Genomic DNA, 20,059 nt, shown 5'->3' with positions numbered 1-20,059 from the left:
CCCGCTCCCTCCATGAATTCCTTGTATTCCAGCTTATACTTGAAAAACACCCGTTGCTGCGATGCGCTGCACCGCCTCCAGCAGCCTTTCCTCACTGTTTACCAGACTGACCCGCACATGAGAAGCTCCTGCACGACCAAAGCCTTCTCCAGGAGCGACCGCAACATGCGCTTCGTCCAATAAAAAGTCTGCAAAGGAAGCCGATGTATACCCTTCTGGCACCTTGAACCAGGCAAAAAAAGACCCTTGAGGAGTAGCTACATCCCAGCCAATACCTCGTAACGCTGCAATGAGAACATCACGGCGCCGCTCATATAGCGCCGCGAGCTCATGTACCGGTTCCTGCGTGCCCAGCAATGCCACAGCTCCCGCATCCTGTACCGCTCCAAAAACAGTGCTGTAGGCATGCGTATGATAATGCTTGAGCGCACCAATGATGGACGAATTTCCCACTGCAAATCCGAAGCGCCATCCAGCCATGTTATACGTTTTGGAAGCCGTATACGTCTCGACGCCATACTCCTTGCCGCCGGGGATTTGCAATAAACTAATCGGCTTATATCCGTCAAATCCAAGAGCACCGTAAGCAAAATCATTCATAACCGGAAACTGGTACCGAGCGGCATAATTCAGCGTCTTTGTCAGGAAATCTGCAGTAGCTACTGCTCCAGTCGGATTGTTCGGATAATTAATCATGAGCAATTTGACCTGCTCTGCAATTTCTTCCGGCACGGTTGTATAATCAGGCAAGAAACCATGCTTCTCATCAAGCGGAATCGTATGAATTTTGGCTCTTGCCAGCGCAGCAGCGGAATAATATTGGGGATATGCCGGATCGGTCGTCAATAACCAATCACCTGGATTCAATAGCGCCTGTGGAATCCCCATTACGCCTATGGCTGAGCCGTTGAATATGGCAATCTCTCGGTCAGGATCCAGTTCCACGTGATACTCCCGTTTATAGAACGCGGCGACAGCCTCCAGCGTGCTTTTTTTTCCATGAAAAGGCGGATAACCCTGATTGATCGGTTGATCGACCGCTTCCTTCAAAGCGCTGATGATATGCGCCGGTGTCGGCTGATCCGGGTTGCCAGCTGCCAAATTGATTACATCTATTCCCTTACTTTTATGCAGATTCACCTTGTCATCCATTGCGCTAAAATAGTTGTCAGGCAGAGCCTTGACGAGATCAGAGGATGAAAAAATCACGTTCATCTCCACCTTCTATCCATAAGATACAGGCTGACAACGTCAGCCCGCAGAAGATAATACCCCATATTATTTGAAATAGCTTGGCAGCTTGTAGCCTTCATAATCAGGATTCGATTGGATGTACTTTTGGAATTCATCTGAATGATAGCCTTCAATAATGTCTTTGACGAAGGGCTTATCCTTGTTCTTGCTGTCCACAGCGACCACGTTCGTGAACGGATCTGTCATATTTTCAAGCTTTAATGCCGAGGTCAGCTTTATTCCATTCGATACAGCAAAGTTCCCTTGTATAGCCGCAAAATCAACATCCTCCAGTGCACGTGGCCCCTGTGCCGGGTCGGTAGCAACAAATTGCAAATGATGCGGATTAGAGGTGATGTCGTTCACCGAGGTTTGCAATGGATCAATATTGTCCTTTAACGTAATCCAGCCTACTTCCTTCAAAATATTCAGCGCACGCAGCATATTGACTGGCTCGTTGGGCAGGTTGATTTGGGCTCCCTCACTGATTTCGTCAAGGCTAGTATGCTTGCTGGAGTACAATCCCATTGGAGGAGTCGGGACCTGCACAGCACCAATCAGATCAATATTCTCCCGCTTATTCATAGAATCCAGATAGAGCGAGTGCTGGAACACATTAGCATCAATATCCCCCTTTGCCACGGCTACATTGGGCTGAACACCGTCTGTAAACTCTTTATATGTAATCGTATAGCCTTTCTTCTCCAAATATGGTGCCACACCATTCTTAAACTGATCACTGTATGGACCGGGATTAAAGCTGATATGCAGTGTTTTCTTTTCTTCACCCGCAGCGTTGTCCGACGTATTCTTGCTGGCGCAACCTGAAATAAAAAGCACGACTGCTCCCAGCAGCAATATAAATGAAATCCATGGTTTCTTCATTTTGATGTCTCCCCCTGCTCCTTGATACCCTCTACTTTTGGTGAGTTAGAATGTTTACAATCGCTTAAAATACCAAGTAACTTTATGCGTTTTGTAGATATTACAATGATTTTTTATTCACTGTCAACAACATTTAATTACGCATCTTCTGCATAGCAAAAAAGGGGGCACAAACAGAGATCCCCTTGAAAGCAAAACACTTCACACGTTTGTCATATACTTCCGTTTTAAATATACCCCATAGGGGTACATTTAAAATATATAATTAAAACCCTAAAGGAGCTGTAAATATGAGAATGCAATGGGCTTTGCTCGCTGGTACAATCATGATTATTTTGAGTGGGTGCGGAAACAGTAACACGCCGAACAAGGAACACACGACAAACAGCAGTCAACAGCACGACACATCGGATATGAACCATTCCACTTCCAGTGAGCTTCCTACCGGACTAAAAGAAGCTGAAAACCCAGCCTTCAAAGTTGGCAGCCAAGCGACTATTCGAGCTGACCATATGGCAGGCATGAATGGGGCTACTGCCACGATTGTTGGTGCTTATACGACTACTGCTTATACGGTCTCATATACTCCAACCACTGGAGAAGAAAAAGTGAATAATCATAAGTGGGTTATTCATGAAGAGATTAAAGATGCAGGCAACGAGCCCTATGCACCGGGAACGGAGGTTATCCTTACAGCAGATCATATGAAAGGGATGGATGGGGCTAAGGCTACCATTGATTCCGTCGAGCCAACGACCGTATATATGGTAGACTATACGCCGACTACAGGAGGGGAGTCTGTCAAAAATCATAAATGGGTGACGGAGAGTGAGCTTTCAGCCCATTAGACACTTACAACACAGGCGCTTATGATAGCAAAAGGGAGCCTGACATCGGCTCCCTTTATACGGCTTTATTTGGGTTTGGACAAACCTACTTCGCTAAATTCAGCTTGGCATCCTTGATATCATACAAAGCCCCTTTGTTGGTATCTACAAGCTTTTTCATTTGTTTGTTGGCTGTTCCATTTGCAGGCACGATTGCATTAAAAATAACACCATTTTTCTGTAATTGCTCGTTGATTTCATCTACTGAAAAACGGGCTTTACCCAGATCTGTATTCTTATCATGAACTGGTGCATCTGTAATGAATATGATCGTTTTGGAATTAGAATTTTTGGGGAATTTACTTATAGCTAACTGAATAGCTTCTAATCCCGATTCCTTCAAATCCCCACCAGCGGAAGGGCGCAACATATTCAAATTACCTTTTAACTTGTTTTTATCGGTCGTAAACTCCAAAAATTCTAAATCTTTATCTGCCTTCAGATTGATATCCCGAAATGCAACGACAGCAAATTGGGAACCTGCTGGAACGGAATCAACAAAGCCTTTCACCTTCTGTCTCACATAATCCAGCGTCCCTGTCATACTACTTGTAACATCTATGACGAACACAATATCCGTAGATTTGGAGAAGGTGGTGGATATCTTTTTCAGAATCGTTGTATTGGATTGTGATTCGGAAGCATCTTCATTTTCCTCCATTAATTGTTCACTTTCACTGGTTGTCAAAACCTGCGGTGGAGCAAGAAAAATCACAACGCTCTGAGCTGCAATATTCCACTTTACCTTCGCACCTAGCGCCTCGCTTACAAAGCGAATAGGAACCATTACTTTGCCGTTAATGAGCCTCGGCGCCGCATTGAGACGCACTAATTTACCGTTGATATAGGCATCTCTGGAGCCTACAGTTAACTTGATCGTTGTATTTCCTTTGGTTGCAGTAACGGTCTTGGTAGCTCCATCCCATTTCACTTTCGCCCCAAGCGCCTCAAAAACGGCACGAAATGGCACCAGCATACTTCCGCTAATAGAGGTCGCAGGCTGCTCATATTGTTGCAGTTTCCCGTCTATAAACACCTCAACCTGCTGAGCCTTGTTATTATTTATGGGAACAAATTGGGGTACAGACGCTGCCGAATTTCCCGACTGGTCGATCATTTTGATATAAAAGTAGTATCCACCCGTAGATAAATTCAGGTTACTCAAAGGGTAGGTAAACTTTGTTTCCGGATCGAACTGAATCCGTTTAATTAATTGAGCATCTGCATTTTTGACCATAACGTATGAAGTGTACGTGGGTTGAATATTTTTTATTTTCAAACGAACCGAAAATGACGTACCTGAAGAGTTGATTGTAAATGTACCCGGAAAATTTTCTCCAGACGGGATAGTTAAAGGGATTTCCGGTGACTCATCAACCGCTTGGTCCACTTTAGGCTCCACGACAGGCTGGGTTACTTGAGATTCAATTACTTTCGGTTCGTCCAACTGTTGAGCAACCTCGGGTTTACTGGGAGTGGAAATCTCTTTTATATGGGTCTCCACCTCAGGCTGCGTTACTTTCGGCTCCTCCTCCTCAAGTGGAGTTACTGTAGATTCATCGACTGACTGCACAGACCCTTTCATAGTTATAGGAAGTTCTATATGATTTTCTGATCCTGAATAAGGTGCTGGTCGTGAATCCGCAATCGTAATTGTAGAGTTGGCATAATCAATCGTAAAGTCACCAGAAGGAATTTCAATATAGTTGCTATACAGACGAATTGGCGTATCAGGCTTAATCGTAAACGGGAGATCGAATTTAAACACTCTGTTTACTCCATTACCATCATCAAGGGTAAGCTTAAGCTTATCTCCATTTCTGAATACTGTCGAATTGGCTGCGTGAACACTTTCTGTACACAAAGTGAACAACCCTACAAATATCGTTAAAAACGAAAGTAGGAACATCATTCTTTTGAGCTTCATTCTTATTTCCCCTTTTGCATCTATTCTTGTCGGTAAATCATAGCATAGGGTTAGATGAAGTTCATGCCATATGATTACAGTTATGGATATGCGAACTCACTTTTTCCACCATTCGCGCTCTGTTCATCTGTTCAATGTTCATATGTATCTCCTTGGTCCGCTTCTTCAACGTGGCATACGTAATATAGCCGCCTTCAGTGCTTTAGTCCCTTCTTCGCTTTTCAAATAATGCGACGGTGTTTCGTGGCCGAGTGCGGGGACTTTTCGATCCATCCAAGTCAGCAAATACTCCCCCATATCGGGCAGCAGCACAATCTGAATCTCCTTTGGAATTTTACTTTCGGCCACTTTTGCTCTTATAGCCGGATCTACCTGATCATACCGCTCCTGATAGAGCTGAACCATGTTGGCCCAGCTCTCCGGCTTAAACTCTTTCAAATATATGTCTCTCATCTACGAACCCTCCTTAGGGCCTCAGACAACGCTTCTCATGCTGGAGCAACCATTCTTTTCTCCATAGCCCTCCTGCATAGCCCGTTAGTTTCTGATTGGAACCGATAATTCGGTGACATGGAATCACAATGCTTAGCTTATTTTTTCCATTAGCACTGCCTACGGCTCGGATCGCTTTTTCATTCCCAATAGCAAGAGCAATATCTTTATAAGCTGTCGTTTTACCGTACCCCACGGACACCAGAGCATTCCATACTTTTTGCTGAAAATCCGTACCTTCAAAGGCATAAGGAAACGTAAACTCAAAGCGCTCACCTTTAAAATACTCGTCAAGCTGGGTAGCGCATTCCGCTAATACTTGGATTGGAACCTCTTCTATAGCCCTCGTTAAGAGCTCATTCCGATTAGAGAACATAATAGAATAGACAGCCTCATTTGTGCCCTGTATCTCTATCTCTCCAATCGGCGATACATACTTCAATACGTATAGTTCGCTCATAAAAGGATACGACCTCCTTCCTTTTCTAATCCTTACTCAACTTTCTATACTCACTAGGAGAACAATGGTTCAAGCTGCGAAACGCCTTATAGAAATGGGAGGGACTTTGGAAGCCCGTCTCATAGCAAATCTCAAGATTCGTAAGATTTGTACTTTTAAGAAGATAGGCTGCCTTATCTACTCTTATTTTTTCCAAATACGTACGCGGGGTTTCGGCGGTTTCCTGTTTAAAGATCCGATCCAAGTAAAAGGAGCTTATTCCGATATGATCCGCAATATCCTGCAATACAATTTTTTCCTTGTAATGATTGACCAAGAAGGTTACCACATTCTGCACAAGTCTGATATACGGCGAATGGTCTGTATGGGGCTGGCATCTTTTGCAAGCACGAAAACCCGCTTTTTCCACTTTGTCCAAATCAAAGTAAAACTCCACATTTATTTTTTTCGGCTTTTTGGATCGACAGGAAGGTCGGCAGTATATGCGAGTTGTTTTCACAGCGGTAAAAAACAACCCGTCATACTTACGATCACACGCTATAATTTTCTCCCACATTTCTTCAAAAGAAAGACTAAGGTTAGCCATGATCGAATGCTCTGTCCTTTCTATAGTTCATATTCATCAGTTCATATTCATCTAGCTCAAGGATTTTGCAAAATCCTCATATAAATGTGATGTATCTTGTAGCTCTATCAACTGTTCGGCATTCTTTTGCAAAGCAACTATTATCTTATCAGAAAATGCATTTCCAAAGCTAAACCGTTTAACACCTAACTGCTGAAGCTGGTGGACATTCGTCAGACCCGGCAGGGATAAAACATTAAGCGGAGCATGTATATGAAACACAACTTCCCTGATCTCTTCATCACTCTTTAATCCTGGAACAAAAATTCCGCTCGCACCACTATCCACATACGCTTTGGCCCGCTCTATGGTCTCTGAAAGTGGGGCATCCATCTGCAAATATGTATCCGTTCTTGCGTTTATAAAAAACTTTTGAAACCCACGCGCATCCAATGCTGTTCTTATTTTGGACAACAGGTTGCTGTGTAGGCCCACTTCTCGAAGCCCCTTTTGCGTTTTCAAAGAATCCTCAATATTAATCCCTGCAACTCCCACATCGGCTACCCTTAAAACATGCTCAACAATCGTTGCTGTATCCTCCCCATATCCTGATTCAATATCTGCCGACACTGGAATTTGAACATGCTCAGCAATCGTCCGAATAACGCTTACATGCTGGTCAAAATCAATAAGCTCTCCATCTGAGAATCCAAGCGTATTGGCAATTCCCCAGCTCGTCGTACCTATCGCCTTAAAGCCTGCCTTCTCCAGAGCCACCGCAGATAGCATATCCCAGGCGTTCCCTAAAAATAAAAGTTCCTCTGATGTGTGAAGTGCATGAAACTGATGAATTTTGTTCATAAATGTAGCCTCCTGATATGTGATGTATCTCATTTTATCAAGAGACTATCTTTGTTTCGTCCTCATTCTTGCACTTATGGTCTGTAGGAATCTGGGAACAACTAGGTCCATTTATTCACATATAAATCATAATTTTTGAAAAAAACGGTTATTTAAGCTCTATTCAATCCTATGCTTCTTATCTATACTCTTGCTAAATCAATTCGAGTTAGATGCAAATCTACGCTTTTAGTCTTTCACAATTACATTATTATAGGAGGAGTTATATGTATAAAACAAAGTTCCTTATGATCTTGCTAAGCTTTACTGTAATCGCTTCTTTCTCTAGCTTATCCGGCCCTTCACCTAGCAAGGCTTTTGCTGAAGAGAATGGAACTCCGGTGCAGAAAACGATCGATTTAAATGAGGGCTTCGACCATTCAAATGAAGCTAGTATAGAGCCATTATCCCTTACCAGCGAAGAAGCTACTAGCCAAGCAACGGTTACAGCTATTGATCATGATGCTAATTTCTCACCTTCAACACTTCAGTTTCTGAAGGCTAATACAGGACTCGACGGTGAGCAATGGGATAATATTATGAAGCTAGTGAACAAACCAGAGCAAGATTCTTTGAAATGGACTGAATTCTATGGCTATGCTGAAGATATCGGCGATAATCGCGGATACACAATCGGTATCTTTGGAGCAACAACAGGCGGTTCAAATGATACAGGACCCGATGGTCCGGACTTATTCAAAGCTTTTGATGCTGCTAGTGGAGCTAGTAACCCTTCCATTGCAGGTGGATTAACACGTGCTGGTCTGAAGGGGAAAATGAGTGGTTCGATTCTAAAACTCAGCGATAGCGATAGTGTAATCAAGAAGAAGATCAACGCTCTCCAAAACAATGAAGCTTGGAGAGAAGCCATGTGGCGTACGTTCTATGACACCTATATCGAATATAGTGTACAGCAAGCACAGAAACGCGGATTTAATACTGCTCTGACGATTGGATCATTTGTCGACACAGCACTCAATCAAGGCGCTACTGGTGATTCAGGTAGTCTTGAAGGAATCCTCTCACGCTCAGGCAGTAGTACGAATGAGAAGAAGTTCATGACTAGCTTCTATGCTAAGCGTACATTGGTTGTCGATACCAATGATTATAACCAACCTCCCAATGGTAAGAATCGTGTGAAACAATGGAGCTCTCTCTTAGCTTCTGGCGAAACAGATCTTAAGAACGCAGATGCAGCTGTGATCAAAGCAACTAATTGGGAACTGAAGTAAATATAATATACGTCATTAGGAGGGCATATCGTATGTCCTCCTTTATCTATTTTTCATGAACATTGAGTTGGCGATGACTGCTTACAACATCCCATTCTCCCATACAGTTCCTCTCATCATTCGAGTATGTAGGTCGCGTGTACAAATAGAGAGACTGTCCCAGAAGCCCGAAAGTTGCAAGCTCCTGAAACAGTCTTGTAAAATGGTTTATGAAGTCGAAATAAGGCTGTTAGATGATTCGATAGCCAGATGGCAGTCTACCGCTACTGCGGATATTACGGATTTGCTGCAACGTCAAACGTTGATTGGTAGAGATAATAGATTCCACATCATTCCCGCGAATCAGATCATCCAGGTCGGCGATGTTGCGATTGCCTCTAAACACACGGAAGTTACCTCTAAACCGCGTGCCAGTAAAGAGTACAAGGGTAGCATTGCTGCTGGTAGAAAAGAAACGCAGACTTTCGATGCCGTCGAGAATGTTATCGGTATTACGAATGCCTAGGTTTCCTCTGAATACTCTCCTGGAACCCCGAAAATTTTCTTCGTTGTAGACTGTAAGACGTGGATACGTTTGAGATACATATGCTTTGTTGTCCATGTTGTAATTCCTCCTTTCAACTTTATCTTATGCCTCACCATCCGATTGGCGCGGGCCTTGCAGCATCCATCTAAAAATGGTTATATGATTGAATAGAGCAGACGCAGACTTGAAAAAGGAACATATGTTCTGTATAATCTAGCTTAGCAATTTGGAAAATCCTGAACTAACGGAGATGCGGACATGGACGATAAATTTATTGAGGAACTACGTGAAATTAGCAGAAACGACAAGCGAAGATCCGAATTTCTTATTAAGGGTATGAAGGAAACACTTCAGGAAAGAAAAGAAAAAAACTTTATCGAAAGATGGATTTGGCGACAAAAAAATAAGAAGCTTATAGCGCGGAAGTTTAAATCCTAGTAGATATAACAACTGGATCTTCATAGCATCTTACTTTTCATAGCACTTTAAAAGTGCTTAGTTCATAGCTCATTTTTAGGAGGCCGAGTCATGATTGAGCTACTAGTCCCAAACGACGATATATTAAATCAAAATCAATTTTTGGCTGATGAAGTTCGATACAATTTGATCCATCGAATTTGTGAGTCAGAAGGGTCAACATGCCTCAAAACGTCTGATAAAAATATGATCTTTGCTCAATCCCCCGGACATAAGGCTTGGCTATGGATCTCACAACAAATCACAGATAATCATAAGTTGACCTATATAGAAGAACTCTTACGTTATTTAAAAGGAACCACACTATCAGGTGTATGTGGTGATGCCAAAACAGTCGAGAAGTTCGCAAAAGCTTACGCACAGCGTCATGCTGCTCAGGTACATACCCACATGGTCATGGAATCTTATTTCTGTCCTAAATATAAAAAGCCCTCGGGCGTTGAGGGAATGATCCGACAATCCATCCCAGAGGATGTACAATTAGTTGCCCAGTTTCTAGCTGGTTTTTCAGAAGAGGCTTTAGGTAGTTCTATTGATCCGGTTAGTCAAATATCGGTTGCGGAGAAGACCATCAGGACAGGAAATTTGTATCTTTGGATTGTAAATAACATGCCCGTATCCATGGCTAATATTGCTCACCGCTCGCCGAGACATGCTCGCATTAATGCTGTGTATACCCCGCCTAATTTGCGAAAGAAAGGTTTTGCCAGCGTTATGGTATCCGAGCTATGTTGCATTTTGGAAAATGAGCATTTAGTACCCATGCTATATGCAGATTTAAAAAATTCGGCTTCCAATCAAGTTTATAAAAATATCGGCTTTAAGGAAGGCGGCAAAATCACTGATATTGCGTTTGAATAAGCCCTCCTACTGCAAGAGAGCATATTATTGCTCATTCAAATCAAACAAGGCCCGCAATGTTATCCTTCGCTGGGCCTCCTCTTCACTTATCTATGCACTTTACTCCGTAACACCCAATCCCGTGTGAACTGAGGATCTTCGTGAAAGTAAATATACAGCTACAATGGCGATGACGACACCGGCTGCTCCAAACCAAGTGATGGAAGCCAGCGAAACCTGACCAACAACTACACCGCCGATTCCGGCTCCGGCTGCCATAGCAAGCTGCATCGTAGACTGATTGAGACTCAGCATCACACCGGAAGATTCAGGCACAAGTGTGACCAGATTATATTGTTGAGTAGGTCCAGTTGTCCAGGCTGCGAACGACCAAAGGATCAATAAAGCAAATACTGCACCTAGAGAATGAGCGGCGATAGGAAGTAAAAGCAAGGAAAAGACATGCAGCACCATGCCCCCGAATAATGTAAAGGAAATACCCTTTTTATCTGCGCTGTATCCACCGATTTTCGACCCGATCAGACTGGCGATCCCGAAGGCAAGTAATACTGAACTTAGCATATTATTCCCTACCCCTGATACATTCAGCAAGTACGGTGAAATGTAAGTATACGCGAGGGAATAACCCCCTCCCCAAAAGAAGGTAATAGCCAATCCCAAAGCGACTTCAGGCTTTTTCAGAAGAGCAAACTGTTGTAGTAAGGGGATCGGTTGATCTCCTTTCAAGCGAGGAAGCGTCATAACGATAACGATCAAGGCAATAATCCCTGTCAACGCAATGCCGAGAAATACGGTTTTCCAGCCATACGCAGAAGATATCATTCTTCCAAGTGGCACCCCGATAATCAGCGAGGCTGTAAAACCCATAGTGACTGTAGCAATAGAACTGGCCTGTTTGCCGGCTGGGGCAATTTTTGCTGCAATGCTCAGAGCTGTAACCACAACCATCCCCGCTCCGAGGGCCATAAGAATACGTGCAGCAATAAACATTCCAAAGCCCGGCAGTGCAAAGGACAGAACATTGGCAACTGCAAATAATCCAAGGGAACTCAAGAGCAGTTTGCGTCTGTCCCATTTAGCGGTTACTGCCATCAGGATCGGTGTTCCAATCGCATAAGCCAGAGAATAAACGGTAATCAACTGACCTGCAGCCGCCACTGTAATTCCCATCGTCGCCGAAATCTGATCCAAAATACCTGCGATGATATATTGAGATGTGCCTACCAAAAAACTGACAATGGCCAAAATATACACTTTCCACGTGCTCTGCATTTTTAAATAACGCCTCTTTTCTTTTTATATTTTTATATTTTTACAAATATCGAAATTAAGACTAAAAAAATTTATGTTATTAGGAACGGGGCATATTTCTGCGCTGCTTCCACATCCAAGCTGTAATAAATAAACGTCCCCTCTTTACGGTATGTGAGCAGTCCCGACTCTGCCATTTGCTTCAGATGGTGCGACAGTGTTGAAATAGCTACACTGTTCAGCTTCTCGCCCAGCACAGAGCAGCATTGGTCACTTTCCTCTTTTAGCAGAAGTGCTATTTTGAGACGAGTGGGTTCTCCAAGTGCTTTATATATTTTTACAGCTTGCTGCATCTCTGTTGTATCTTTCACCCTGTTCGGCTCCCTTCTGTTCCAGTCTTAATTTCGATGTTTGTCGAAATAAAGTTATCACAAACATTTGTAAAAGTAAACCCGTTTATTATAAAGGTACAGCTTTTTTAAACTCTGAGGTGTGAATAATAGTCTTTCTCATCCGATAAATAACCCCCCATCCATAAAGGATGGAGGGAAAAATGACTGAGTAGAGAGGGGGAATCTTGGACGCCATGGCGTTAATTCGGGCTTGCCGTGGGTCTGACAATAATTTCATTAACATCTACATCCGCTGGCTGCTCCATGGCATACAGAATGGAACGGGCAATGGCATCAGGCGAAATCGAAATACGACGGTACTCTTTCATTCCTTGCCGGGCCTCTTCATCTGAAATACTGTCAGCAAGCTCAGATTCGGTTACTCCTGGCGATACCAGCGTCACACGAATATCTCCCCCCACCTCCATACGCAACCCTTCAGAAATTGCCCGAACCGCATACTTCGTTGCGCAATACACCGCCGCAGTCGGGGTTACACTATACGCGCCAATAGAGGCAATATTAATAAACTGACCAAATCCTTGCTTTTTCATAATCGGAAGCCCTGCCGCAATCCCATGCAGAACGCCCCGTATATTTACATCAATCATGCGATCCCATTCCTCTACCTTCAGGGCTTCTAATTTTGAAAGAGGCATCACTCCCGCATTGTTCAAAATTACATCCACACGCCCAAATGTTTTTTCCGCGTACTTAATGAACGCTTCCATCTGGTCCCTCTTAGTCACATCCAGTTGCTGATAATCAGCCGATCCACCTTTCAAACGAATCTCGGATGTCAGAGCCTCTAGTCGCTCTGTGCGTCTGGCCCCTAATATTACATGAGCCCCATGGTGAGCAAGTAAACGGGCAGTAGCTTCACCGATCCCACTACTTGCCCCCGTAATAGCTACGACTTTCCCTTTAATATCCAACATGCTTATTCCTCCTCTAGTTTAAAATATCACTGAAACAGATTACTTTTTTACTTCCCTGTAAAAAACCATCCCTGCATGATACAAAACACCATTTTTGAATACACCATCTGCCGTAAATCCGGTGTCGTCCACATATTCGATATAGTCATCTTCTATGATATAGCTGCCTGTATAGGCACTTTGTCTCTGACTCCGTGCTTCATCATAACGGCCATTAGGCAAGAGTTCTTGACGGATATCTCCGTCTTCAGTTACCCACATCCCTATATAGGGATGCTGCGAAGCGTGTACACTTTTTTCCGCTTTGTTACTCTTCATGACTCCCACTCCTTTGCCCTTCTATTTTTTTCTCAATTGCTCATTAGGTGTTGTATCTGCATCTTATTATGAGAGGAATGTCCATCAGCCCGGTAGAAGAATCAGAGCAAATTATTGCCTAATCCTCCGAAGACCCTTAATATGTAATAAACTACTGAAAATGAAAATGGGCTACTTTGCAAAGAAGGGATGTGTCATGATGGGGGCAACCAAAATAGAGGGTTCTACCATGGAAAAACAAGCCGAGTTGGCAAGGCTCATAGAACGATTTTCAAATCAGGACGGAGTTCTCACTACAGCCATATCTTCGCTTCACTTCGTCCGAAGTTCAAATACAACCGTTCGTATACATCAAGTCCATGAACCTGCCTTATGTATTGTGGCACAAGGCAGAAAAGTCGTGATGCTCGCAGAGGAAAGTTACCATTACGGCACATCCGACTACCTTGTTGTGTCGGTGGATTTGCCGATCTCGGGGCAGGTTATCCAAGCGTCAGCAGAAGCTCCTTATTTGTGCCTTCGGCTCAATTTTAATCCACATCAGGTTTTGGACCTGATCAAAGAATCTGCTTTTCCCACAAGCCCAATGCCTGATTCCAGACGAGGCTTGTATGTAAGCCAAACCAACTCTCTACTGCTGGATGCCGTGATAAGGCTAGTGCATCTTTTGGAAAACCCGCAGGATGTTCCGGTGCTGGCTCCATTAGTCATTCGTGAGATACTGTATAGGATTTTACAGGGTAATCAGGGGGAATCTTTAAAACAACTGGTCATGACCGGCAGCCATTCCAACCGGATTGCAGAAGTCATAAAGCGGATTAAGCAGGATTATGATAAGCCGTTGCGTATTGAGGAATTGTCCAAATTAGCGAATATGAGTCCTTCGTCACTACATCGACATTTTAAAGAGGTTACGGCTATGAGCCCAATGCAATATCAAAAACAATTACGTCTACAAGAGTCCCGCCGCCTGTTGTTATCCGGATCAGCGGATGCGGCAGATGTCGGTTTTCAGGTAGGTTACGAGAGCCCCTCACAATTCAGCCGCGAATACGCCCGCTTGTTCGGCCTGCCTCCAATTAGTGATATCAAACGCTTGCGCTCGGATCAGGATCACCCGACCATTTGAACCCGTTGTTAGATGAACATCTGAAACTACTGGTCCTACTAACGCTTATCCCAATCGTACATGGTAGGATGTAAAAAGACAGTACAAAACAGCCGCTCCTCCGGTAGAGACGCGGCTGTTCAATATATTCCTCTATGCATGTGGTCATCACTATTTGAGCATCAATACGGATTATCCAGCTTGACGAACAAGGCTCGAATGACATCCTTCTCTGCCGAAGTTAGCTTTTGTCCTGCCTGCCATTGTTGAATCTCTTTCTTGACTTCCTTGGGTTCTCTATAGCTGAGAGCATACCCGATGCTTCCTATACCTTGTATGCGGTTGGTTTTGTCCATATTTGCCAATGCTCGAGTCATCGCAGTTCTATCTCTTGTAAACAAATCTCCCATAAGACCAGCATAGCTTTCGCTTAAAGCTCCATCCAATCCGTCAGAAGCCTGGATCACATTTGCAAAGCTTTCCGATGGAATAAAAGCGTGCTGCCTGCACAGATATTCGATAATTTCCAGGCTTTGATGTTCATTGATTTTGTTCATCTTTCCCCATTGAATTCCTGCTAAATGGTCCGTCATATGACGGACTTTTGCTTCATCACTGAGGGATGAATCCTTATAAAAGGACAGCACTAGCTCCTCTTTACTTTGCTGGGTATGCTGCGTATTGACTGCAATTTGCTTGGACTCCCCATTGTTTGCCCCGGACGGCGCCGCAGTTTCAGCATCCTGTCCCACTGGATGGGGAGTGCACCCTATGGTTACAGCCAGCAATAGTGCAGTACAAGCTACAGATACAAACCCATTACCTTTTAACATGAATCCACTCTCCTGTCTGAACAAACAATGGACGTTATAATTGCCCAAAATCCACTCATACCCTACTACTCGTCACGTCCCACCGTAGGCTTACGGATCACGGAGACGCTAGATTCCCTCACGATCAGACGAGGCTCGAATTGCACACGCTCATAATCCCCAGGTGTCTGTTCCTGAATCCTCTTGAGCAGCAGCTCCGCAGCCAACCGTGCCACCTCTTCCCCCATGATGGAAACTGAGCTGATCTGAGGAGTCGTTACCATAGCCCACAAATTGTTATCAATACCGACTACAGCAACCTCATCTGGCACCTTTACACCCAAATCCTTAAATCGATTGACGATCCCTATCGCCACCATATCATTAACCGCATAAATAGCATCCGGCATATGTTTGAGGCTGTAAAAATAATCGGCTGCACGCAGTCCTGTCTCAAAGGAAAAATCATCACCAAAATAAACGAGTGAAGGGTCCACATGCTGGAGAGACTGCTCATAAGCGAAGTATCTCTCCTCGATTTTGTCCTTCGCAGCGCCTGCATAGGCGATTCTTGTTCTGCCGATTTTAAGTAAATGCTCCATCACGAGTCTTCCCTCTTGTCGGGCCAGACTGACAATATCCGCTTTGACATCTTCGCCCAGCTTCTTGCCATAGTTAATAATGGACACGGGAACGCTGGCTTTGTTAATCATGTCTACCAACATTTTGGGATACGCCAGCGGCATAATGATGAGCCCGTCGACATGCAGCTTCTTGACCTCACGAACTGTTTCAAGCTCCATTCTGGCATTCCCGGCGGTATTGATTTGCACGACCCGGTAACCATGCTGCTTGGCGGCCTGCTCTACGGACCAAGCGATCTCTGGAATAATCGCGTTACGAATGTCTGGCACGGCCAGTGCGATTTGTCGTGTCTGACGAACTTTCAAGCTCTGAGCCGAGGTGTTGGGCGTAAACCCCATCTCTTCAATCACTTGCAAAATCAAGGCTTTCGTTCTCGGGCTGATGCCCTCACTATCATTAATAGCTCTGGAGACAGTCGCAATACCGACTCCTGCCCGCTTGGCTACATCCTCTATGGTTACTTTCTTTTGATCTGTCACGCCCAAAATCCTTTCAAGAACGGAATCGTTTTCTGACTTTCTAAGATAAAGTCTTAATGTTGATATTATACCACAGATTGAGTGTCTAAAAATTGAAGTCGTTTTCTTCTTGTCTTTGCCTCACCTAAAAAATTCGCAAAATCTCTTTGTATAAAAGTAAGGAGCCAAATATAGCACTGTAGTCACAAGTGATTATATTCACAAAAAAATCAAGTGCTTTTTGCATTAAATTGGTTTGACAATGTGTAAAAATTGTGACATATTATTTTTCGGAAACGTTTCCTAATTCATTCACTTTTATAGAAGCAATGATCATATATTCTTCAAGGAGATGACAAACATGCAAGCATTGAGATGGCATGGAGTAAAAGACTTACGATTGGAAAATATTGAGCAGCCCGCTGCTCTGGCAGGAAAAGTAAAAATTAAGGTAGAATGGTGTGGCATTTGCGGAAGTGATCTTCACGAATATGTAGCAGGACCGATCTTCATTCCCCAAGATGCTCAGCATCCATTGACTAGCGAAAAAGCGCCGATCGTAATGGGACATGAATTCTCTGGACAAGTTGTCGAAATCGGCGAAGGTGTAACCAAGATTCAAGTTGGCGACCGTGTAGTTGTAGAACCGGTGTTTGCATGTGGAGAATGTGATGCATGTAAACAAGGCAAATATAATCTTTGCGATAAAATGGGCTTCCTCGGTCTGGCAGGCGGCGGTGGTGGATTTTCTGAATATGTCGCAGCTGACGAGCACATGGTTCACAAAATTCCAGAAAGCGTATCTTTCGAGCAAGGCGCATTGGTAGAGCCTTCGGCCGTTGCTTTGTATGCTGTTCGTCAAAGCCAACTGAAAGTCGGCGACAAAGCTGTAGTATTTGGCGCTGGCCCTATCGGATTGCTGGTTATTGAAGCGTTGAAAGCTTCGGGTGCATCTGAGATTTATGCAGTAGAACTTTCCGAGGAGCGTAAAGCTAAAGCTGAAGAGCTGGGTGCTATCGTGATTGATCCTAAAACTTATGATGTGGTGGAAGAACTGCACAAACGGACCAACGGCGGTGTAGATGTAGCCTATGAAGTCACTGGAGTACCTCCTGTGCTGACTCAAGCTATTGAATCTACTAAAATTAGCGGACAAATCATGATCGTCAGCATTTTTGAAAAAGAAGCTCCGATCAAGCCTAACAATATCGTTATGAAGGAACGCAATCTGACTGGTATTATCGGCTACCGTGATGTATTCCCGGCTGTCATCAGCCTGATGGAAAAAGGTTATTTCCCTGCCGACAAGCTGGTTACCAAACGTATTAAACTCGAAGAAGTGATTGAGCAAGGTTTTGAAGGTCTCCTGAAAGAGAAAAATCAGGTTAAAATCCTGGTATCTCCGCAAGCCTAATATCGAAAACAAACCAGATGTCTGCTCTATGCAGACATCTTTTTATAAAAAAACGCTCTCCTTCCTGCGACATACTGTCGTCAAGATGAGTAGCGTTTTTTTGATTACCATGTGGATTACTGAGTTACATTTTTCAGAACATCGTCAATCATTTGACTGTTTGCAATTGTACCTGTATACAACCAGCTGGAATCCTTACCAAAATCGTATACATGGCCTTCTTTAACGGCTGGAATTCCCGCCCATACAGGATCTTTTACAATATCTTCTTTACTTACGTTTTTGCTGTTCACGATAAAGATATAATCCGCATCCAGCTCGGCCAGCTTCTCAAGCGATAAATTACTCCAGTTCGCCTTAGCCGTTTTGGAAATCTCCTGTACAACTTGTGGAATCTTGAATCCCAAATCCTTATACAATACATCACCGCTGGATAGATTCTGGTTTACGACATACACATTTTTATCCGTTACCCACAATGCCGCCGCAGTTTTTTGTCCTACCGTCTGACTCAGCTTGGCTTTAGCCTCTGCTGCTTTTTTGTCGTAGTTGCTCAATGCCTGCTTCGCTTCACTGCTCTTATTCAGCACTTCACCCACGATCAGCAGCTCTTGACGCCAATCATTGTTCATATTAGTGCCTACCACGTAGGTTGGAGCAATCTTAGAGTATTGATTATATTTGTCGCCTTCCACCATGCTCGCACTGTCCATAATGATTAAATCAGGCTTGAAGTTCAGAACCGCCTCAAACGGAAGATCTGAAGCAATGGTGGGAACGTCCTTCAGTTCTTTTTGCAGGTAACCTTGAACTGAATTTTTCCCTACCGACCATTGGGCTACAGGTTTAACCCCCAGCGCAACAAGATGATCCTCCAGATAAGAAGCGATCACACGCTGAGGCTGAGCCGGAATTTTTACCTCATGCCCAAGTGCATCCTTCAGCACCCTTTCCTGTGATGTTGGTTCCGCTGATGTTTTATTGGTCCCTTGGGAAGCGCCATCGGTTGCCGTAGGACTTGATGTGCCTGAGCACGCGCTGAGCAGCAGGGTAAAACTAAGCAATAAAATAAATGCCATGGAATGCTTTGCGTTTCTATTCATTCGTAAAATCCCTTCATCATGATTTTGATAATGATTATTATCCTCAATAACAGTATGCAGGGCGCCACTTATCGAATCAATGGAACATTCAGACATGCTTAATGGATTATCCAGACTGGTATCTCTCACAAAAGCAGATGAATATAGGCTGTCCCGGTAATGAACCGGGGATACACCCGTATATTTTTTGAATGCCCGGCTAAAGAAATAGACATCCGGGTACCCCACACTGACAGCGATATCCTGCAAAGTCGCATCCGTCTTCCGCAAAAGCTCCTTCGCCTTGTCCATTCGCAGTTGAATCAAGTACATAATCGGGCTACAATCCGTTTGTTTTTTAAATAACCGGGTCAAATGTCTCGGACTGCATTCCAACAATCCGGCCAAACGTTCCAGCGTTACGGACTCCGCATAATGGATCTGCATAAATCGAATGGCCTGTGTCACAATATCCCGCGCAGAAGTTCGAGCCTTCGGTTCCTGCAATTGCCGTATACATTCATATGCAAAATCATAGAACCGACCCTGAGCCTGAATCTTGGATAGCGTCTCTTGATCCTGCCATGCTTCATCCAGTAGTTGCAGCTTTTGATACAGTATAACCGGATAAGGCGGTGCAAAACCATGAACTATCGAAGGATGATTATACACCGTATGTCCAGATAGAGAAGTCGCTTTATATAGTACAAGGATATATTCAATCCCGCATTGCGAGGGTTTCATATTCAGTTCAAAGCCTTTGCTGCCATGCAGTATGTATCCTGAATGTGGCGTATCCTTCCAATCACCATCCAAACGCACGCTACCCTGCAATACAAATACAAAAGCCTGCGCTGGAAGACGATACGGTTGAAGCAACTCTTCCGGCTCCAGTCGAATATGCCGGACATCCATGACACGGATCGACGAATGGAGCCATAGGGACAGCAGTTTGTTTAACTCATCAGCTTCATGTCCCTTGCTCATCCCGATATAGGAACCTGCCTGCTTTTGCCGATCCTGCTTCACGTATCAAAGCCTCCGCTTCATAAATATCATACTTTTTTTCCAAACCAACCTTATTATATATCATCTTTTACTGCGTCTACCATGAGACAAATATTCCTGCACGAAACAAGGTCAATATACCATTTCCATGGTACAATTTGTATAAATACAAGATTTAAAATACATAG

General features: G+C 43.9%; 20 protein-coding genes. 5 read left to right on the top strand and 15 right to left on the bottom strand.

Annotated features, from left to right (window positions below; all coding sequences use genetic code 11):
- Nucleotides 1-33: 33 nt before the first annotated feature.
- Both NLX74_RS11445 and NLX74_RS11440 read right to left on the bottom strand, forming a co-directional pair.
- The gene (locus tag NLX74_RS11445) at nucleotides 34-1,209 is read right to left on the bottom strand and encodes an aminotransferase class I/II-fold pyridoxal phosphate-dependent enzyme (protein ID WP_254328780.1); all 1,176 of its coding nucleotides are present in this window, start codon (nucleotides 1,207-1,209) and stop codon (nucleotides 34-36) included.
- Nucleotides 1,210-1,278: 69 nt separating this feature from the next.
- Nucleotides 1,279-2,118, bottom strand: a complete 840-nt coding sequence (locus tag NLX74_RS11440; protein WP_254328779.1) for a MetQ/NlpA family ABC transporter substrate-binding protein — start codon at nucleotides 2,116-2,118, stop codon at nucleotides 1,279-1,281.
- Nucleotides 2,119-2,408: 290 nt separating this feature from the next.
- Between NLX74_RS11440 and NLX74_RS11435 the strand changes: the two genes are divergently transcribed.
- Nucleotides 2,409-2,966: a YdhK family protein gene (locus NLX74_RS11435; protein WP_254328778.1), complete on the top strand. Its 558-nt coding sequence runs from the start codon at nucleotides 2,409-2,411 to the stop codon at nucleotides 2,964-2,966.
- Nucleotides 2,967-3,051: 85 nt separating this feature from the next.
- Here NLX74_RS11435 and NLX74_RS11430 read toward each other — a convergent pair whose 3' ends face one another.
- The 5 genes from NLX74_RS11430 to NLX74_RS11410 form a co-directional block, all read right to left on the bottom strand.
- Nucleotides 3,052-4,932 carry a stalk domain-containing protein gene (locus tag NLX74_RS11430; RefSeq protein WP_254328777.1) on the bottom strand — a complete coding sequence of 627 codons (1,881 nt, stop codon included), beginning with the start codon at nucleotides 4,930-4,932 and terminating at the stop codon, nucleotides 3,052-3,054.
- Between the two features lie 165 nt (nucleotides 4,933-5,097).
- A complete protein-coding gene (locus NLX74_RS11425) occupies nucleotides 5,098-5,385 on the bottom strand; it encodes an antitoxin Xre/MbcA/ParS toxin-binding domain-containing protein (RefSeq protein ID WP_254328776.1) in 288 nt (95 codons plus the stop codon).
- A 13-nt stretch (nucleotides 5,386-5,398) separates the two neighbouring features.
- Nucleotides 5,399-5,884 carry a methylated-DNA--[protein]-cysteine S-methyltransferase gene (locus tag NLX74_RS11420; protein WP_254328775.1) on the bottom strand — a complete coding sequence of 162 codons (486 nt, stop codon included), beginning with the start codon at nucleotides 5,882-5,884 and terminating at the stop codon, nucleotides 5,399-5,401.
- A 25-nt stretch (nucleotides 5,885-5,909) separates the two neighbouring features.
- A complete protein-coding gene (locus tag NLX74_RS11415; protein ID WP_254328774.1) occupies nucleotides 5,910-6,470 on the bottom strand; it encodes a bifunctional transcriptional activator/DNA repair enzyme AdaA in 561 nt (186 codons plus the stop codon).
- Nucleotides 6,471-6,521: 51 nt separating this feature from the next.
- The gene (locus NLX74_RS11410; RefSeq protein ID WP_254328773.1) at nucleotides 6,522-7,310 is read right to left on the bottom strand and encodes an isocitrate lyase/PEP mutase family protein; all 789 of its coding nucleotides are present in this window, start codon (nucleotides 7,308-7,310) and stop codon (nucleotides 6,522-6,524) included.
- Between the two features lie 266 nt (nucleotides 7,311-7,576).
- Here NLX74_RS11410 and NLX74_RS11405 point away from each other — a divergent pair, with 266 nt between their 5' ends.
- A complete protein-coding gene (locus NLX74_RS11405) occupies nucleotides 7,577-8,581 on the top strand; it encodes a chitosanase (RefSeq protein WP_061828783.1) in 1,005 nt (334 codons plus the stop codon).
- A gap of 229 nt (nucleotides 8,582-8,810) precedes the next feature.
- Here NLX74_RS11405 and NLX74_RS11400 read toward each other — a convergent pair whose 3' ends face one another.
- A complete protein-coding gene (locus tag NLX74_RS11400) occupies nucleotides 8,811-9,182 on the bottom strand; it encodes a hypothetical protein (protein WP_061828782.1) in 372 nt (123 codons plus the stop codon).
- Between the two features lie 453 nt (nucleotides 9,183-9,635).
- Between NLX74_RS11400 and NLX74_RS11395 the strand changes: the two genes are divergently transcribed.
- Complete coding sequence (locus NLX74_RS11395; RefSeq protein WP_254328772.1) at nucleotides 9,636-10,445, top strand: GNAT family N-acetyltransferase; 810 nt, start codon at nucleotides 9,636-9,638, stop codon at nucleotides 10,443-10,445.
- Between the two features lie 99 nt (nucleotides 10,446-10,544).
- On the opposite strand, the gene NLX74_RS11390 is transcribed toward NLX74_RS11395, so the two are convergent.
- The 4 genes from NLX74_RS11390 to NLX74_RS11375 form a co-directional block, all read right to left on the bottom strand.
- Nucleotides 10,545-11,717 (bottom strand): MFS transporter, encoded by a 1,173-nt coding sequence (locus NLX74_RS11390; RefSeq protein WP_254328771.1) that lies wholly within the window; start codon nucleotides 11,715-11,717, stop codon nucleotides 10,545-10,547.
- Nucleotides 11,718-11,788: 71 nt separating this feature from the next.
- Complete coding sequence (locus NLX74_RS11385; RefSeq protein ID WP_013311367.1) at nucleotides 11,789-12,067, bottom strand: ArsR/SmtB family transcription factor; 279 nt, start codon at nucleotides 12,065-12,067, stop codon at nucleotides 11,789-11,791.
- 221 nt (nucleotides 12,068-12,288) lie between these two features.
- Nucleotides 12,289-13,026, bottom strand: a complete 738-nt coding sequence (locus NLX74_RS11380) for an SDR family oxidoreductase (protein WP_069290117.1) — start codon at nucleotides 13,024-13,026, stop codon at nucleotides 12,289-12,291.
- A 39-nt stretch (nucleotides 13,027-13,065) separates the two neighbouring features.
- Nucleotides 13,066-13,344: an Atu4866 domain-containing protein gene (locus tag NLX74_RS11375; RefSeq protein WP_254328770.1), complete on the bottom strand. Its 279-nt coding sequence runs from the start codon at nucleotides 13,342-13,344 to the stop codon at nucleotides 13,066-13,068.
- 199 nt (nucleotides 13,345-13,543) lie between these two features.
- Here NLX74_RS11375 and NLX74_RS11370 point away from each other — a divergent pair, with 199 nt between their 5' ends.
- Nucleotides 13,544-14,473: an AraC family transcriptional regulator gene (locus tag NLX74_RS11370; RefSeq protein WP_254328878.1), complete on the top strand. Its 930-nt coding sequence runs from the start codon at nucleotides 13,544-13,546 to the stop codon at nucleotides 14,471-14,473.
- A 161-nt stretch (nucleotides 14,474-14,634) separates the two neighbouring features.
- On the opposite strand, the gene NLX74_RS11365 is transcribed toward NLX74_RS11370, so the two are convergent.
- Both NLX74_RS11365 and NLX74_RS11360 read right to left on the bottom strand, forming a co-directional pair.
- Complete coding sequence (locus NLX74_RS11365; RefSeq protein ID WP_254328769.1) at nucleotides 14,635-15,285, bottom strand: hypothetical protein; 651 nt, start codon at nucleotides 15,283-15,285, stop codon at nucleotides 14,635-14,637.
- 65 nt (nucleotides 15,286-15,350) lie between these two features.
- Nucleotides 15,351-16,388 carry a LacI family DNA-binding transcriptional regulator gene (locus NLX74_RS11360; RefSeq protein ID WP_235309036.1) on the bottom strand — a complete coding sequence of 346 codons (1,038 nt, stop codon included), beginning with the start codon at nucleotides 16,386-16,388 and terminating at the stop codon, nucleotides 15,351-15,353.
- Nucleotides 16,389-16,728: 340 nt separating this feature from the next.
- Here NLX74_RS11360 and NLX74_RS11355 point away from each other — a divergent pair, with 340 nt between their 5' ends.
- Nucleotides 16,729-17,781: a 2,3-butanediol dehydrogenase gene (locus NLX74_RS11355; RefSeq protein WP_254328768.1), complete on the top strand. Its 1,053-nt coding sequence runs from the start codon at nucleotides 16,729-16,731 to the stop codon at nucleotides 17,779-17,781.
- A 116-nt stretch (nucleotides 17,782-17,897) separates the two neighbouring features.
- On the opposite strand, the gene NLX74_RS11350 is transcribed toward NLX74_RS11355, so the two are convergent.
- Nucleotides 17,898-19,892, bottom strand: coding sequence for an ABC transporter substrate-binding protein (locus NLX74_RS11350; RefSeq protein WP_254328767.1), 1,995 nt, complete (start codon nucleotides 19,890-19,892; stop codon nucleotides 17,898-17,900).
- Nucleotides 19,893-20,059: the final 167 nt, after the last annotated feature.

Origin of the sequence: Paenibacillus sp. MZ03-122A (assembly GCF_024213325.1) — a bacterium.
GTDB classification, from domain to species: Bacteria; Bacillota; Bacilli; order Paenibacillales; family Paenibacillaceae; genus Paenibacillus; species Paenibacillus polymyxa_B.
The sequence above is the reverse complement of the archived record's forward strand: the minus strand, read 5'-3'. Positions and strand labels throughout refer to the sequence as shown.